Raw genomic sequence first — 16147 nt, 5'->3', positions numbered from 1 at the left:
ATGCTAAAATAGGTACTTCTTATGGAGTACAAATCGACCCTTAACCTGCCGCAAACCGACTTCCCGATCAGGGCCAACCTGGCCAAGGTAGAAGAGGAAATGCTCGGCAAGTGGGAAAAAGAAGATATATACCACAAAATTCTAGCAAAGAATAAGGTGCCAGGGACCAGGGGCCAGGTACCAGGGACCTATATTCTGCATGACGGGCCGCCCTACCCGAATGGAGACATTCACCTTGGCCACGCGCTGAACAAGACCCTCAAGGATATCATCGTCAAATACAAAGCGATGCAGGGCTTTTATGCGCCATATATCCCCGGCTGGGACTGCCACGGTTTGCCGATTGAAACCCAGCTCTTGAAAGAACTTCAAACTTCAAACTTCAAACTTCAAAATATTCTAGAATTCAGAAATAAATGCAAAGAGTACGCCTTGAAATACGTCGACCTGCAACGGAATGAATTTAAAAAACTCGGTATCTTCGCCGATTGGGCCAAGCCGTACCTGACGATCGACCACACCTACGAGGCCAAGATCATCGAGCTCTTCGGCGTTCTGGCGGCCAAAGGGTACGTCTACCGCGGCCTCAAACCGATCCACTGGTGCCCGACCGACATGACGGCCCTGGCGGAAGCGGAAATTGAATACGAGGACGACCGGTCACCCTCAATATACATAAAATTCGAAATACTAAACCCGAAATCCGAAATAAATTCGAAACTTAAAAACCCCAAACTCCCCTTGGACAAGCCGTGGTCATTGATCGTCTGGACAACGACCCCCTGGACCTTGCCGGCCAACGTCGCCGTGGCTGCCCATCCGGAGTACGAATACGTCTTCCTAGATGTCGGCCCGGAGGTTTATGTTGTCGCTGAAGGGCTACTCGACAACTTTGTCAGCAAGCTGGAGCTGAAGGAACACCAAATCATCGATAAGACCAAAGGGAAGTTCCTCGAAGGGATGCTCTGCAAACATCCGTTCATCGCCCGCGAAGTGCCGGTCGTTAACGACGAATACGTCACCCTGGAACAAGGGACCGGCTTTGTTCATATCGCCCCCGGCCACGGCGCGGAGGACTATCAGGTTGGCTTGAAATACAAACTGCCGATCCTGATGCCGGTCGACGAAAAGGGTTATTTTGACGATACCGTCCCCGACTTCATCCAAGGGAAGCATTACGACGAAGCGAACAAGCTGATCACGGAAAAGATGAAGGAGAACGGCTCCCTGCTCAAGCTCGAGTTCTTCAAGCACCCCTACCCGCATTGCTGGCGCTGTAAGAAGCCGGTCATCTTCCGGGCGACGGAACAGTGGTTCATCGCGGTCGACCATAAAGAGCTGCGGCAAGAGGCGCTTAAGGCGATCACTAAAACCAAGTGGTTCCCCGGCTGGGGAGAGAACCGGATCCGCGGGATGATCGAGACCCGCCCCGACTGGTGCGTCTCGCGCCAGCGCTCCTGGGGGGTGCCGATCCCGGCCTTCTATTGCGTTAAATGTAAAAAGCCGCAAATGACCGGGCTGTTCAATCAAGCGATCGTCGAGCTGGTCAAAAAAGACGGGACCAACGGCTGGTTTGCTAAAGAGGCTAAGGATATCCTGCCGGCCGGGACAAAATGCCCTGATTGCGGCGGGACCGAATTCACCAAGGAGACCGATATTCTCGACGTCTGGTTCGAGTCCGGATCCTCTCATGCGGCGGTGCTGGAAACGCGCGAGGAGCTCTCCTGGCCGGCCGACCTTTATCTGGAAGGGTCCGACCAGCATCGCGGCTGGTTCCAGTCGTCCCTCCTCCTCGCCATCGGCTATAAGGGTCGCGCCCCTTTCAACGCCGTCCTGACCCACGGCTTTACGATCGATGACAAAGGAAAGAAAATGAGCAAGTCGCTGGGGAACGTCGTCGATCCACAGGATGTTGTGAAACGCTACGGAGCCGATGTCCTGCGCCTCTGGGTCGCTTCGACCGACTTCCGCAACGACATGGCGGCGTCGGAGAAGATACTGAAGCAAGTCCAGGAAGCCTATTCCAAGATCCGCAATACTTGCCGGTTCTTGTTAAGTAATCTTGGGGATTATCAGGTACCAGGGACCAGGTACCAGGTACCAGGGGAATTACTTGAAATTGATAAATGGATCCTATTGAAGTTAAACCGCCTGATCGAACGGACCACCAAAGCTTATAACGAGTTCGAGTTCCACCTGGTCTATCACGCCCTCTACGACTTCTGCGTCAACGATCTCTCGGCCTTCTACCTCGATATGTCAAAAGACCGGCTCTACTGCGGCGGGAAGAATTCCGTGGAGCGCCGCTCGGCCCAGTTCGCTATGAACGAGATACTTAACGCGATGATAAAACTAATGGCTCCGATACTTTCTTTTACTGCTGAAGATCTGCTTAAATACAGAACACTGAACTCGGAACTCGGAACACAGAACTCGGTTTTCTTGCTCGAGATGCCCAAAGCTGACCCGAAGTATCTCGATACGAAGCTCGAGGAACGCTGGGAGAAGATATTGAAGCTGAAAGAAGAGGTCTATCGCGAGCTGGAAGCGGTGCGCGGGAGAAAAGAGATCGCCGCGTCAACCGAAGCGCTGGTCGAGATAGGCACCAAAGGCCGCGAGTGGGCCAAAGAAATTGAAGCCTTACTGCCGCTGGTTCTGATCGTGCCCCAGGTTAAATTAGTGGCCGGCGAAGCGATCACCGTCAAGCACGCCGCCGGCGAGAAGTGCGTTCGCTGCTGGCTGTGGAAAGAAGACGTGGGGAAAGAACCTGAACATAAAACTTTGTGCGGGCGCTGCGCGAACGTAGTAGCAAAAATTACCCCCTAAGCGCTTAACCCTGATAGTATCATATGATACTATCACGCCATGTATTCACCTTTTCAAAACCATTTCGACCGCAACCGCCAGCCGCAACCTGCTCTTTGGGGTCAAGCAAAAAATTCTTAAAAAAAGCGGGGCTAGGGCCTTAACCCAGTATCGGTTTACCACCACGCCTTGAAAACGCCCTGCGGGCGCTGCGCTTCGGTGGTAAAGGCGCAGCGATAGCCTTCATTGAGCTCGGCTAATTTTTCATGGTATAATTGAACTCAAATTCAAAACTAAGGAGATAACAATGATCAAATACGATATTAAAGATAAAAAATTGGCGGCCAAAGGTAAATTACGGATCGAGTGGGCCGAGCGCGATATGCCGGTCCTCTCCCAGGTCAAAGAAAAGTTCAGTAAAAACCGGGTGCTCAAGGGATTAAAAATGAGCGCCTGCCTCCACGTCACCGCCGAGACCGCGAACCTTGTCCGGGCCCTAAAAGCGGGCGGGGCCGATGTCGTCCTTTGCGCTTCCAACCCGCTCTCCACCCAAGATGACGTCGCCGCTTCACTCGTCTTCGACTACGGGATCCCGGTCTACGCCATCAAGGGCGAAGACAACAAAACATATTTTAAACACCTGACCGCCGCGATCGAGCACTCGCCCGTCGTCACCATGGACGACGGCTGCGACCTCGTCTCCGCCATTTCGACCAAATACCCGGCGATCGCCCGGCAGATCATCGGCAGTATGGAAGAGACGACGACCGGCGTCATTCGCCTGAAAGCGATGGAGCGCGACGGCGCCCTCAAATTCCCGGTCATCGCGGTCAACGACGCCCAGACCAAAAATCTTTTTGATAACCGCTACGGGACCGGGCAATCAACGGTCGACGGGATCATCCGGGCGACCGACATCCTGCTGGCCGGTAAAAATGTCGTTGTCGCCGGCTACGGCTGGTGCGGCAAAGGGTTTGCCCTCCGCTGTAAGGGGATGGGCGCCAACGTCATCGTCACCGAGATCAACCCGATCAAAGCGATCGAAGCGGCCATGGACGGCCACCGGGTCATGTCGATGGCTGAAGCCGCCTCAATTGGTGACCTCTTCTGCACCTTGACCGGCGACATGCACGTTATCCGGCCGGAACATTTCAGGAAGATGAAAGATGGGGCGGTCGTCTGCAACTCCGGTCATTTTGACATCGAGATCGACCTCATCGGGCTGGCCAAAATGGCCAAGAAGGTCCGCAAGAACGTCCGTAACTTTGTCGATGAGTACCACCTGGCCAACGGCCATCGGGTCCATATCCTGGCCGAAGGGCGGCTGGTCAACCTGGGTGCGGCCGAGGGGCACCCCGCCTCCGTCATGGACATGAGTTTCTCCACCCAGGCGCTGGCCACGGAGTATGTGGTCAATAACCTTGGTAAATTGCGCGCCAGGGTCTACAATGTCCCCGAGGAGATCGAGAACTGGGTCGCCACGGCCAAACTGAAGTCGATGGGGATCACGATCGACAAGCTGACACCCGAACAAGCCAAATACCTCGCTTCCTGGCAAGAAGGGACCTAATGGAAGACGAAAAATTACTCGAAGCCCTCGAACAGGTCCGCCGGGACAAGCATGAGCCGTGGCGTTATATTCTCTTCACTTTTTTAAACGGCATCGCCCAGGGGCTCGGTATGGCGCTCGGTATGACCCTGATCCTCGGTATTTTGATCTACTTACTGACCATTATTCTATCGCACATGATCAACTTCCCGGTCGTCGGGTACTATGTCGGCGAACTGATCAAGATCATGGACACAACCATCAGGCAGGGCGGCAGGGCCCACTAAGTCAATGTTTTTCTATCTTAACGCCCTGGTCGTCTTTGCCATCGACCAATTCCTGAAACACCTGGTCCATAAGTTCATGCATTTTGGCCAGTCGATCCCGCTGTTTACCGACATCGTCCGGCTGACCTACGTCCGCAACACCGGAGCGGCCTTTTCGCTCTTCGTCGGCTTCTCCCCCTATCTGGCGGTCGTCGGGGTAGTCGTCGCCATCGGGGTGATCTATTTTCACTACAGGATCCCGGCCAACAATTATCTCCTGCAGACCGGCCTCTCCTGCCTCCTCGGCGGGAGTATCGGCAACCTGGCCGACCGCCTGGTCCGCTCCTACGTCATCGATTATATCGACATTACCATCTGGCCGGTTTTTAACTTTGCCGATATAATGATCAATGTCGGCGTTTTACTTATCGCGCTCAATTACCTCCGTTCACCCGACGAAGGGAAAACTTAAGATGCATCCAATCTTGCTCCAGCTGGGGCCGCTCACCCTCCATTCTTACGGCCTGATGGTCGCGCTCGGTTTCCTCTCCGGCATCGCGCTCAGCATCTACCTCCTGACCAAGTCGGGGCTGGACGGGCCGAGCTACCTCGACCTGGCGATTTACATCATGCTGGCCGCGATCGTCGGCGGACGCGCTTTTTACGTCATCGGCATGTGGAATTATTTCGCCGTCAACCCGCTGGAGATCATCATGGTCCAGACCGGCGGGCTCGTTTATCTCGGCGGTCTTATCTTCGCTGTCCTGACCGCGGTCGTCTACCTTTTGGTCCGCCGCCAACCGGTCCTCCAAGCGCTCGACGCCATTACGCCAGGGACAGCGCTCGGTTATGCCATCGGCCGGATCGGTTGTTTCTTGACCGGCTGCTGCTTCGGCCTGCCGACCACCCTCCCCTGGGGGATAGTTTTTCCGCCCGCCTCGCTGGCCGGCGAGTACTGCCCGGGCCAAGCGGTCCATCCGACCCAGCTCTATTCATCAATAACCATGTTCATCGTCGCCTATGTATTGTACCGGCTCTGGCACCGCCGCCATAACCCTGGCGAGGTCCTCTGTTGGGGCTTGTTCCTTTATTCACTCTACCGTTTTCTGGTCGAGTTTTTGCGCTACAGCCCGATCCACTGGGCCGGGCTGACCCCTTCGCAATGGCTCGGGCTGGTGATCGGCTCGGGAGCCGCGGCCGGACTCTTCTACCTGCGCCGCCAACATGGAAAAGTTTGAACTGACCGTCGCGGCCGAACAGGTTGGCCGGCGTCTCGACCAAGCCTTGGCTGACAACCCCGCACCACCCCTCTCCCGCTCCCGGGCCAAAGGGTTGATCGACTCGGGAAATATCACGGTCAATGAAGAGGCAGTCGCGCCAAGTTATAAGCTAAAAGCTAACGACCGGATCAAGATCACTCTCCCCCCGCCGGTCGGTTCGACAGTCAACGCGGAAAAGATCCCCCTGGAGATCGTTTATGAGGATGACCAGATCATCGTGGTCAACAAGCCAAAAGGGATGGTCACCCACCCGGCCCCCGGGCATTACTCCGGCACCCTGGTCAACGCCCTCCTCGCCCATTGCGACCACCTGGCCGCGACCGGCGCGCCGCTCCGCCCCGGCATCGTCCACCGTCTGGACAAAGATACTTCCGGCCTAATCGTTGTGGCTAAAACCGACCCAGCCTATTATTCCCTGATCAAGCAGTTCAAGGACCGGACAGTGGAAAAGACTTACTTCGCGCTGGCGCAGGGGATCATCAAGAATGACCAGGGAGTGATCGAAGCAAGCATTGGCCGTCATCCTGTTAACCGAAAAAAAATGACCGTCGTTCGAACCACGAATCATCCCTCGCCTTCGCTCGGGACAAGCGAATCACGATCCACTAAAGGCCGCGCAGCCTTGACGGAATACCGGGTACTGAAACGGTTCAAAAAACACACGCTGGTCGAAGTTAAAATAAAAACGGGGCGGACGCACCAGATCCGTGTTCATCTCAGCCATCTCGGTTATCCGCTCGTCGGCGACCCGACCTACGGGGGGCAGAAGAACACGCTCGGGGTCACCGGACAAATGCTCCACGCGGGCCAATTAAAGTTCGTTCATCCGCTGACCGGGGAAAAGTTAGAGTTTACGGCCGCGTTGCCGGTCGAGTTTAGAGCAGAGCGTAACTGGTAAAAACGGCGAGAGAGAGCGGCAGACCGACCATCACCACAATATCTTTCAGGCCGATCCCCAGATGGAAAAAGCTAATAATAAAGTAGAGCCCGAGCGCGGCGATCGCGGCTAGGGCGACCGCGTTAAGAACCAGCTGGAAGTGGTTCTTCGCCGGCGGGAGCTCAACCGGGGCCTGACGCTTCGGCGGCTGCGCCTTGTCCGCCGGCTGGATTATCCTGACCACAACATCCTTGCTGTTCATATGATTGGTACCAGAATATTGTCGGCCGATCCAGGAAAAAATTTCAGGTAAACCTCTAAATCAGAGTTTTTTGATGTGGGGGGTCAGCGGGTAAGATAACCGATCAACTTATAGGCCAGTTTGGCGATGGTAAAATCAGCGGCAGGATCGCCCGGCCGGGGAGCCAGCTCGACGAGGTCAAAACCGACCACCTCCCTTTGGGTACAAGCCGCCTGGAGAATATTGAGGAGATCGGGCCAGAACAAACCGCCCGGCTCCGGCGTACCGGTCGCCGGGATGACCGACGGGTCGAACACATCAACATCAATGGTAATGTAGACTTGTTTCTTCAGCTGGCGAACGATCCGGCCGGTGTCCATTTTGCCGGCAAAATGGACCTTCGCTAGTTGGCCGCTCCCCTTCGCCCAAGCGTACTCCTCGCTGGAGATGCTCCGGATGCCGGCCTGCACGACAGGACAGATCTCCAAGACCCGGCGCATGGCGCAAGCATGGCTATGCTTCGTCCCCCGGTAAGAATCACGCAGGTCGGCGTGGGCGTCGAGTTGCAGGACGGAAAGATCTTTATACTTGCCCGCGACCGCTTTGACCGCGCAAGGGGTGATCGAGTGCTCCCCGCCAAGAATGACCGGGAGCTTATTATCCTTGATAACTTTGGCAACTGTCGACTGAAGAGTGCCGATTGACAACTGTTTTAAAGTATAGATCCAGCCGCGGCGATAAGGCTCGTACCCCAATTCGTGGTCAAAAGTCTCCACCTGTTGCGATGCCCGCAGGATCGCCGCCGGACCCCGCCTCGTCCCCCGGCCATAGCTGACGGTCGCTTCATGCGGACAGGGGATGACCACAAACCTCGCTTTGTTAGCGTTGTAGTATTCGGGCTCGATCTCCAGGAAACGAGCTGGGCGTTTCATCGCTCGTATTTAATTCCCAAATTATCGTCTCCCCAGGTGAAGCGCGGTTTCGGCCGCCGAGTAGCCAGCTTTTCTTTTTCCGCCAGCCCCTGGGCCAGGAGCGGCAAGCCGATCGTGACGTCGCAGGAACACTGCACCGTCTTGGCGTGGCGGGCGATCTTCCCCCAGCTCTGCGCTTCGGCAAAAGTGCAGCCGGAGAGGCCGCCGAATTGCGGGCTGTCGGTGGTCAGCTGGATGGCGTATTCATGTCCCGGCAGGCTATGGCCAAGGATCAAACTCAACAGCTCCGTCTGCTGGATAAAGTTCTTCGGCACGCCGCCGCCGAGGTAGATGACCGCTGAATGCGGCGTCTTCTCGGCGATCCGGACCGTCTCATCGGTATCTTTCATCTGGTCGATATAACGGAAAACTTTCTTCCCCGTCTGTTTAAAGGTCCGGCCGTCGGCCGCGTCGCTGATGCCGCGCCGGGCCATGACGAAAGAATAGCCGATCGAACTGTCGCAGAGGGCCGGGGCAAAGACCGGCACCCCGGAGCGGGCCGCCTGGACGAGGAAAGAATCGCGCGCCTGGCCGTGCTTCCCCAAATACTGTCCGAGGAGGAAGAGGAATTCGCGCGAGGAATACTGGTAACCCTCGTCCAGCGTCTCGATAAAATGCTGGATCTGCCGGTCAACCCGGCGCTGTTGATGTTCCTGGACCAGAACGTCGTAGAAGCGATCGATCCCTTCGGCCAATAAAGCCTGATCGTCGGCCAGGGCGGAACCGCGATAATGGACCACGCCGAGCGCTTCGGCCGCGTCGTGGAAAACCTGGGCGCCGGTCGAGACGATCACGTCGACGAACCTTTTTTCGATCAGGTAAGCAATGATCCGGCGCATCCCGGCGGGGATGATCGCCCCGGAGATCCCCAGCCAGATGGTGATCTTTTTCTGGCGGAGGATCTCCTGCCAGATGGCAAAGGCCTCGCCGAGCGCCTTACCCTGGAAACCGGTCAGGAGCATCTCATCGAGGATAGTCGCCGCGGTCTTGCCCGGTTTAACCCGGAAGGGGACGGTCGGATGCTTAAGGAAGGAGGAAGCCATCAACTAATGGTAGACCCTGGGCCGTTCGCCCAGGCCGACCCGCTCGCGGTTAACGAGATCGGCCGCCCGGCGGATATTTTTCGGGAACTCGACGCCGCGGTTGAGGAGGATCACTTCGTGGTGGGTCGCTTCAAAGATATTGAGCAATTCACGGCGGGCGTAATCGGTGTCAAAATCCTTGCAGGAAAAGATGTCGATGAAGGCGTGCTCCTTGTCGGGAAAAGTATGGATCGAGATGTGGGACTCGGCGATCAGGACGACGCCGGAGACCCCCCAATCTTCGGGCACTTTGCCGACGTATTTAAAAACGTACGGCGGCATGATCTTGGTCATCTTGATCTTAGCGGGAAAGTCGTCGAGGGTGCGGCAGATCAGGTCCATGTCGGCCAGTTTCTCTTTGGGACAACCGTAACAATCGAGCATCAAATGCGGGCCAAAACCGTATTCAATTTGATTCGCCGTTTTCACTCAATTAATTGTATGACTTACAGAATATTTGTCAAGCGGAACTTTGGCCCCCCTTATCGAACAAACGAACATTGTCACGGCTCCGTCAGACGAAGTGCGTTGCGCGTTCCGCCCGACGCGCTTCGCCCCCGTTAACCGCCTTTCGCTCCTCCATGCTGGGGAACCACCGTTTCCCTTTTCCCCACCTCAAACCCGATCGCCTCAACTATTGGCGGATCCAAGATCTTGTTGATCTCGTCAATGATCTGGCTGATCGTTTCGTCATGGTCGCCGACCCTGGCCTCCAGAACCCCAACCTTCTCCGCCAGCTCATTATTGAGAGCCAGGGTTTGCCGCAGACGGACAAAGGCTCGCATAATCATGATGTTGACCTGGATGGCTCGGTCGCTGTTTAGTATGCCCGAAAGCATCGCTATTCCCTGTTCTGTAAAAGCGAACGGCTTTGCGCCACCTAAGCTTGACCTGTAGGGTGTGCCAAATTGGCACACCAGTTCAGCAATCTCTTTTTCGCTTAAAATAAACATAAAATCATCAGGAAATCGCTTGATGTTTCTTCTAACTTGCCTTTTTAAATGCCTTGTTTCAACCATGTATAGGGTAGCCAGGTCATGATCCAGCATCACCTTTAGCCCCCTAAGTAAATAAATCTTGCTCTCGACCCTCTCGATCGGCATCATTTCGTTCATTTTTGCCTCCTTAGCTCCCTAGCACATAAGCAATAGCAAAGTTATTGCCAGCTCCGGCACGAGGAAAAGAGGGCTAAAAACGACGAAATCTCGTCACTTGTGGCGGAGGGGGCCCGCTTCGACGAGCGAAGCGAGGCGAGCAGGTAGTCAAATAATGTTACAATTGGCAAGCTGGTATTAATTACCAATAACCAAGATACAATTACCAAACAATGAAACGATTAGCTAAACTTTTACTGTTTCTGTCGGTCATTCCGCTCTTGTCAGCCTACCCCACCCTAGCCGCCCCTGTAAAGTCAGAGCATATTCTTTATGGACTTCCTGGGACAAATGGAACAATCCTCTACCGTAAAGGGTACGCGCTGGCCCACAATAATGGGAAAAAGGTTGCCTCTTGGGTAAGCTATCACTTAACCGATGCCTATCTGGTCCATAATGTCCCTAGATCGAACGATTTCCGGCCCGATCCCGATCTCCCCAAAGGCCAGCGGTCGGAGCTTAAGGACTATAGAAAGAGCGGCTACGACCTGGGCCACTTGGCACCGGCGGAGGATATGAGGAGGGATGAACAAACAGAATCCGAGACCTTCCTCCTTTCAAACATGGCGCCGCAGGTCGGGCTGGGCTTCAATCGACGGATCTGGAAGAATCTGGAAGCCAAGGTCCGAACCTGGGCCAAAAAGCGCCATAATATCTATATCATGACCGGTCCAATCTACTCTGATAAGAATTATCCGACCATCGGGCCGGATAAGGTCGCTGTCCCCTCCCACTTTTATAAGATCATCGTTTCCTGCACACACAAAGGAGACAATCTCGATGTAATCGCCTTTATCATGCCCAATAAAGACCTGGGCGCAACGCCGATTAAGAGCTACATAACCACGATTGATGAGGTGGAAAAAGAAACGGGGTTAAACTTCCTGCGAGGGCTTCCCGACCCTATCGAAAAGAAGCTAGAAGCAAAGAAGGCGGGGATGTGGGAGTAAAGGGGATCATTGATTCCGATATTAGGGAGATACCCAGAAAAACAAAAAGAAACAAGTAGGACTATGTAGCATGACGTTACTCGCTCGAAAAATCCGCCAGATAATATTTTTACTCGTTCACTATCACATTCGCAATTATTCTTGATAGCATTGGAGGGACCGCGTTGCCAATTTGTCGAGCTATAGTTACGACACTACTCCCAATAAATTTGTATCCTCGGGGAAATGTCTGAAGCGTCGCCCCCTCTCTCAAAGATAAACCCCTGTTTTCTTCTGGATGAGCAAATCGTCCATTAGAAATACTGATAAATTTAGTCGTTATTGTTGAAGACGGCTTATCCCAGCTTAATCTGCCATATGTATCTCTGAAAGTATTGTCCTTGCCGCAATATGCGGGGATTTGCAATTCGGGATCATCTTTCCAAGAAAGTCTGTTCCCGCCATTTTTAGGGGTACATTTTAATCTTCTTATATTTGTCTCAGACAACCTGGTTGTCGTATGCATAAAATCAGTTAAATCCTTAGTGCCCGCTTTTATTTTCGGGAAATTATTATGCACGCCTATAAAATATTTCACCTTTGCGTACTCCGAGTTATTAAACTCCGGGATAGTTATTTTTGCCCTAACACGAGATGCTACGAGCAAAAATCTGACTCTATTCTGAGGGACCCCGCAATTTCTCGAATTAATAATTTTATAATCCACCGAGTAACCCATTCTATTAATCGCTTCCAGAAAAAAAGGCAAATTACTTGTAGCGGATTTCTTAAATATACCGGGGACGTTTTCCACGACAATATAACCAGGCATGTAATATTCTACAAATCTCAGGAAATCCATAAGGAGATTTTTAGATTTTTCAGATTTTTTTTTGCTTGTAACAAGACGCGTCCAATATTGACAGGGGCTACATCCAATAAAGACCATATTCTTGTCATTTTTCTTTATTCTTATGCTTTCAGCAAGCTCTTCAACTTTCATTTGCGTTATATCTCTCAAGATATATTTCGAGGATGGATTATTTGCTTCGTACGTTCCCTTGCATTCGGGATCAATATCTATTCCGGCGATCACATCAATTCCGGCGGAAGACATCCCAAAGGTCATGCCACCCGCACCGCAGAAAAAATCAATCGCCCGCAACTTACTGCGCGCCATTCTTCCCTCTCACTATATAAATAGAATAAAGATAAATCATCGGGCGTCCTCACTCTTTATTTCATCTCTCCACGAAATAAAATCCCTATCCGGCAACCCAGGGCGACAAGCAGACTGCAAATAGGCCCATGAAATAAAATTTCGAAACGGGTTGTCCAATGATGCTATTCTAATGTAATCTTTTTCTGGGCCGATATTCTCTATGGGGATCAGATTAAGCTTCTTTAAGTCAACCCACATTAATGGGATCTTGTTAGTTAATTTTGGCATGGGAACATATTCCATATAATATCCTTGGCTAAGAACCAGTTTGTTAAGCTTTTCGAGTAACCAACCACGATCTGTTCCACATAACTGTAATTTAGCTAATATTTTATCAACCCCAACCTTGACGGTTACGCATTCTGCCACTAAAACCTTTTTCACCTTAGAATGTCCAGTTACAAGATCACACGAAGCAGTTAATACGAGCCTAAAATTACTTGGATTGTCATTTGGCGTACCTTTAAGTTGAAGCAAATCGCCAAGATAAATTTGTTCTGGAAAAGGAGGATATATATAACCTTCCCAACTCGCCAGATTACCCTCCGGGGTATCCATCGATGCGGCCAAACGCCTTCTGGCACTACGCAATACTCCATCTTTTTGTTTCTCTGGATCGGTCTCCTGCGCAAAGACTTGGGGGGCGACTTCTTTAACTTGCATGTTTAATGAATTCTGAATATGTTTCTGTGTAACATTAAGCGCCTCAATATGATTGTTAAGGTTTTTAAGCTCTGTCTCAACCGCTTTCTCGCTATCTTTTCCTTTCTTGACTATTTTAACAAACGGATGGTTGCCCCAATCACCGGAAGCCAAAGCCTCCGGGAAAGCAGAATAAATAATTACCGGGCAAAATCTACTGTTCCAAATAAATCCCATTGTTTCATTGCCCGTATATTCCGGCCGAAAGCCGCCATCCTGCTTAAGATCAAGGATTACCACGTCTGGAACAAAAGCATTTATTTGTTTTTCAGCTTCGGCAAATATTTCACAGAATTCAACAACATACAAATCTTTTCGGCTACCCAATAAAGCCATAACAGGTTTAACGCTATTCTCATCATCGTCAATGAATAATACTTTAACCATTATCTCCCCTATCTCTCGCCATTAAGTAGTTAATGGGACATCAAAACTAAAAGCGATGCCCATCTTTGAAGAATTGGACTCGTTATACATTTTCCCGCCGTATTCCGCAACAATTTCCGAAGCTACGGTCAATCCCATTCCAATCCCCCCCGGCTTCTTTGTGTGACCAGGCAAGAAAACAAATTCTCGATCTTCTTCTGGAATCCCGGGTCCGTTATCTTCTACGGAGATTAACATTCTTTGATTACTGCTTGAAAGATGTTTCCAAACAACTCTTATCCGTCTTTTGCGATCTTTTATTTGTCCCAACCAATAAATGGAATTAGCGATAAGGTTTAATAGTATCGCATCTAATTCGCCCGGATCAACCGCAACTTTTGTTTGCCCGGTTTTTGGCAATTCAAAATCAATCTCTTTAGATTCAAGCTCGCCCTTCTGCAAATCTATGCAGGCAAGTATTCTCTCTTCAAGTATAGAATGACGCATGCGCCGCCTGAAGCCCCTACTGGCCAAAGGAGCAAAAGTATCCGCCAATCTCTCAAGAGAGTTTACGCTGTCATCGGCCAGAGTATATTTTTGCATAAATAAAGCGTCTTTTGCTAAAGACGCTATTTCTTTTACATGTGCTAAAAGGGCCCCCAATGCGGTCGTTCTGTTTCTAATCTCGTGGACCAACATTTGCGCAATCGTGCCAACCGTGGCCAAGCGGCTATAGTAAACAAATCTTTCTTGGATTGCGATTTTTGTCTTTTCTAATTGCGCATTATGACTTTCTACGGCCGGCAATACCTCCGAGATATTGGCCCCCTCTTTTTCTAATGCGGAAACTTCCGCAACAAGTTTATCGGCGGAGATTTCGTCAAACAGATTTTTAAAAGGCTCAATTTTTTCTCGTTTATCTTTGTCAATTTCTCTTTCTGTTTCTAACAATCTTACAATTTCCATGAGAGTTTCTTCAAATTCCCCAACAGCAAGATTAGACACTAACCGTTCACGATCACTAGTATCCTTGATATCAGGATTGTTATCTGCAGACAAATCAACATATCCAACTATCTGACTGGTGCTTAAACGCCGTCCAAGTAGACTTATTCTTCGCAAATCTAATCCGAGCCAATCACGAGCCGTCTCCGATTTTGGTAGAACTAAAATTTCATCACGATAAACGGAAATCCCCTTATGAACGCGAATCGCTTGTCTAATCTTCGCTTTTTTTATCCCATATTTATCGGTAATTTCCTGAGTATCATCAGAGCCAATATCCCAAGCACGTATTTCAAATTGAAACTCACCGCAATGAAATTCTTTCGGAGAAAAAGGATATCTGGTTTTGTCGTTGATGGCACCAAATGTCTGCTCCCAAGAATGCTCAAGCGTTGTTGAACGGGGCTTTCCATCTCGAACAGGAAAATATTTGTATAACGCCTTAATACGCCCTTTATTATCCACCTTCCCGGCAATACTATACTTCGGCTGCCTAATAAATTCTGGCGCTAGTATTTCAACGGGCTGGGGATTCTTATCGTTTTGCGAACCGAAGTAAACATGAAAATCGCTGGTTTTTGAAAATGGCGAAACCAATCGAGACATATTATCTTTCAAATCGTCGACTTTCGAATCGTCCCATTTCTCGTTTAGGTCATATATTCTCAAAATTGTCCCTGATTTCTTAAACGGCGACTCATTTTTATATTTCAAGCAATCAATCGTTGATGAAGATATTGTTTTGTTTTGTGAAAGCTCTTCCCAATTTAAGCGTATTTCCCAACAAGGATTATTTTCGTACTGAGTCAACATTTGCAATTGATTCCCAATGCGCGCCATCGAAAGACGACCTAACCCCTTTTCCCCTACCACCCTTCTCTGCTTCTTCCCTACTTTTGAGAAAGGATTATTTTCTCTAAACGGAGTGGCTACGACACACCAAGCCTCTTGTATAATCTCTTTTGTCATACCTAAGCCATCGTCTTCGATTTCTATGTAGTCTCCTTTTTCCGAATCATTTTTAAACCGGACATACACATTAGACGCAAAAGCATCATACGAATTCTTAACTAATTCAATAATGGCAACAACATCATTAGTAACTAGATCCGACCCGAGAGCCTCGAACACCCTAGGATGAATACCTAATGACAACTTCTCTGGCACATCTTGTCTTTTATCAGCCATATATTTCGCCTCTCATGTTATTATCACATAATACAATGCCACATTCCACCCGCAGTCGCATTACACAGTGCATCTCGGGCTTTGAAACATACGAAGAAATTTGCTTGGCAACTTGCCCCTGGCGATATTGCATTCCCGTATGCGAAAAATCCGCCAACCCCGCCTTCTAAGAAAGGAAGAGACCGTGCCGTCTCGCGCAATGTTGCGAGCTATTTTATTGCGCCAAAACGAGCGATTAACTTTTGGCTTGGTGTTTCTACAATTATGCCCGTGCCAAAAACAACCATCGGCAAACACCGCCACCCGCTTTTCCGGAAAAACAAAATCAGGCTTGCCATATAATGGGTATGATCTTCTCCATCCTCGCAGTTTCAGCCTTCGGAATATACTTGCGAGAGCGTTTTCAGTCGATCTGTTCCGCGAAGAGCGAACACTGGCCATAATGCGAGACCTTACGCGCTTTGTAACCGTATCCATACTACTCAACCAAGATTAAAGGATGTGCAAGGG

Annotated in this window: 16 protein-coding genes; 7 read left to right on the top strand and 9 right to left on the bottom strand. The window is 50.8% G+C overall.

Annotated features, from left to right (window positions below; genetic code table 11):
- Positions 1 to 21 precede the first annotated feature (21 nt).
- From ileS to WC903_01280, 6 genes are all read left to right on the top strand, one after another.
- Positions 22 to 2826 (top strand): isoleucine--tRNA ligase, encoded by a 2805-nt coding sequence (gene ileS, locus WC903_01305; GenBank protein ID MFA5892594.1) that lies wholly within the window; start codon positions 22 to 24, stop codon positions 2824 to 2826.
- A gap of 286 nt (positions 2827 to 3112) precedes the next feature.
- The gene (ahcY, locus tag WC903_01300; GenBank protein MFA5892593.1) at positions 3113 to 4375 is read left to right on the top strand and encodes an adenosylhomocysteinase; all 1263 of its coding nucleotides are present in this window, start codon (positions 3113 to 3115) and stop codon (positions 4373 to 4375) included.
- Entirely contained in the window at positions 4375 to 4641 is a 267-nt protein-coding gene (locus WC903_01295) for a DUF5665 domain-containing protein (protein MFA5892592.1), read from the top strand. The genes ahcY and WC903_01295 overlap by 1 nt, the downstream gene beginning before the upstream one ends.
- Before the next feature lie 4 nt (positions 4642 to 4645).
- Positions 4646 to 5092 (top strand): signal peptidase II, encoded by a 447-nt coding sequence (gene lspA, locus WC903_01290; GenBank protein ID MFA5892591.1) that lies wholly within the window; start codon positions 4646 to 4648, stop codon positions 5090 to 5092.
- A gap of 1 nt (position 5093) precedes the next feature.
- On the top strand, positions 5094 to 5858 hold the full coding sequence (lgt, locus tag WC903_01285) for a prolipoprotein diacylglyceryl transferase (GenBank protein MFA5892590.1): 765 nt from the start codon (positions 5094 to 5096) through the stop codon (positions 5856 to 5858).
- Positions 5845 to 6798: an RluA family pseudouridine synthase gene (locus WC903_01280; GenBank protein MFA5892589.1), complete on the top strand. Its 954-nt coding sequence runs from the start codon at positions 5845 to 5847 to the stop codon at positions 6796 to 6798. The genes lgt and WC903_01280 overlap by 14 nt, the downstream gene beginning before the upstream one ends.
- Here WC903_01280 and WC903_01275 read toward each other — a convergent pair.
- From WC903_01275 to WC903_01255, 5 genes are all read right to left on the bottom strand, one after another.
- On the bottom strand, positions 6776 to 7039 hold the full coding sequence (locus WC903_01275) for a hypothetical protein (GenBank protein ID MFA5892588.1): 264 nt from the start codon (positions 7037 to 7039) through the stop codon (positions 6776 to 6778). The genes WC903_01280 and WC903_01275 overlap by 23 nt on opposite strands.
- Before the next feature lie 83 nt (positions 7040 to 7122).
- The gene (gene speB, locus WC903_01270) at positions 7123 to 7950 is read right to left on the bottom strand and encodes an agmatinase (protein MFA5892587.1); all 828 of its coding nucleotides are present in this window, start codon (positions 7948 to 7950) and stop codon (positions 7123 to 7125) included.
- Positions 7947 to 9032: a deoxyhypusine synthase family protein gene (locus WC903_01265; protein ID MFA5892586.1), complete on the bottom strand. Its 1086-nt coding sequence runs from the start codon at positions 9030 to 9032 to the stop codon at positions 7947 to 7949. Before WC903_01265 ends, speB begins: the two co-directional genes overlap by 4 nt.
- A gap of 3 nt (positions 9033 to 9035) precedes the next feature.
- Positions 9036 to 9500: an adenosylmethionine decarboxylase gene (gene speD / locus WC903_01260; GenBank protein ID MFA5892585.1), complete on the bottom strand. Its 465-nt coding sequence runs from the start codon at positions 9498 to 9500 to the stop codon at positions 9036 to 9038.
- Between the two features lie 131 nt (positions 9501 to 9631).
- Positions 9632 to 10186, bottom strand: a complete 555-nt coding sequence (locus tag WC903_01255; protein MFA5892584.1) for an ORF6N domain-containing protein — start codon at positions 10184 to 10186, stop codon at positions 9632 to 9634.
- A gap of 212 nt (positions 10187 to 10398) precedes the next feature.
- Between WC903_01255 and WC903_01250 the strand changes: the two genes are divergently transcribed.
- The gene (locus WC903_01250) at positions 10399 to 11175 is read left to right on the top strand and encodes a DNA/RNA non-specific endonuclease (protein MFA5892583.1); all 777 of its coding nucleotides are present in this window, start codon (positions 10399 to 10401) and stop codon (positions 11173 to 11175) included.
- A gap of 109 nt (positions 11176 to 11284) precedes the next feature.
- Here WC903_01250 and WC903_01245 read toward each other — a convergent pair whose 3' ends face one another.
- The 4 genes from WC903_01245 to vsr are packed head-to-tail and all read right to left on the bottom strand — an operon-like array spanning position 11285 to position 16078.
- Positions 11285 to 12334 carry a DNA cytosine methyltransferase gene (locus WC903_01245; GenBank protein MFA5892582.1) on the bottom strand — a complete coding sequence of 350 codons (1050 nt, stop codon included), beginning with the start codon at positions 12332 to 12334 and terminating at the stop codon, positions 11285 to 11287.
- Between the two features lie 36 nt (positions 12335 to 12370).
- Positions 12371 to 13465 (bottom strand): response regulator, encoded by a 1095-nt coding sequence (locus WC903_01240; protein MFA5892581.1) that lies wholly within the window; start codon positions 13463 to 13465, stop codon positions 12371 to 12373.
- A 21-nt stretch (positions 13466 to 13486) separates the two neighbouring features.
- Positions 13487 to 15637 (bottom strand): sensor histidine kinase, encoded by a 2151-nt coding sequence (locus WC903_01235; GenBank protein MFA5892580.1) that lies wholly within the window; start codon positions 15635 to 15637, stop codon positions 13487 to 13489.
- Positions 15638 to 15697: 60 nt separating this feature from the next.
- Positions 15698 to 16078, bottom strand: a complete 381-nt coding sequence (vsr, locus tag WC903_01230) for a DNA mismatch endonuclease Vsr (GenBank protein MFA5892579.1) — start codon at positions 16076 to 16078, stop codon at positions 15698 to 15700.
- Between the last annotated feature and the right edge of the window lie 69 nt (positions 16079 to 16147).

The organism is Candidatus Margulisiibacteriota bacterium, assembly GCA_041658645.1.
Lineage (GTDB): Bacteria > Margulisbacteria > WOR-1 > O2-12-FULL-45-9 > XYB2-FULL-48-7 > JBAZZV01.
This window is presented reverse-complemented; position numbering and strand designations above follow the sequence as displayed.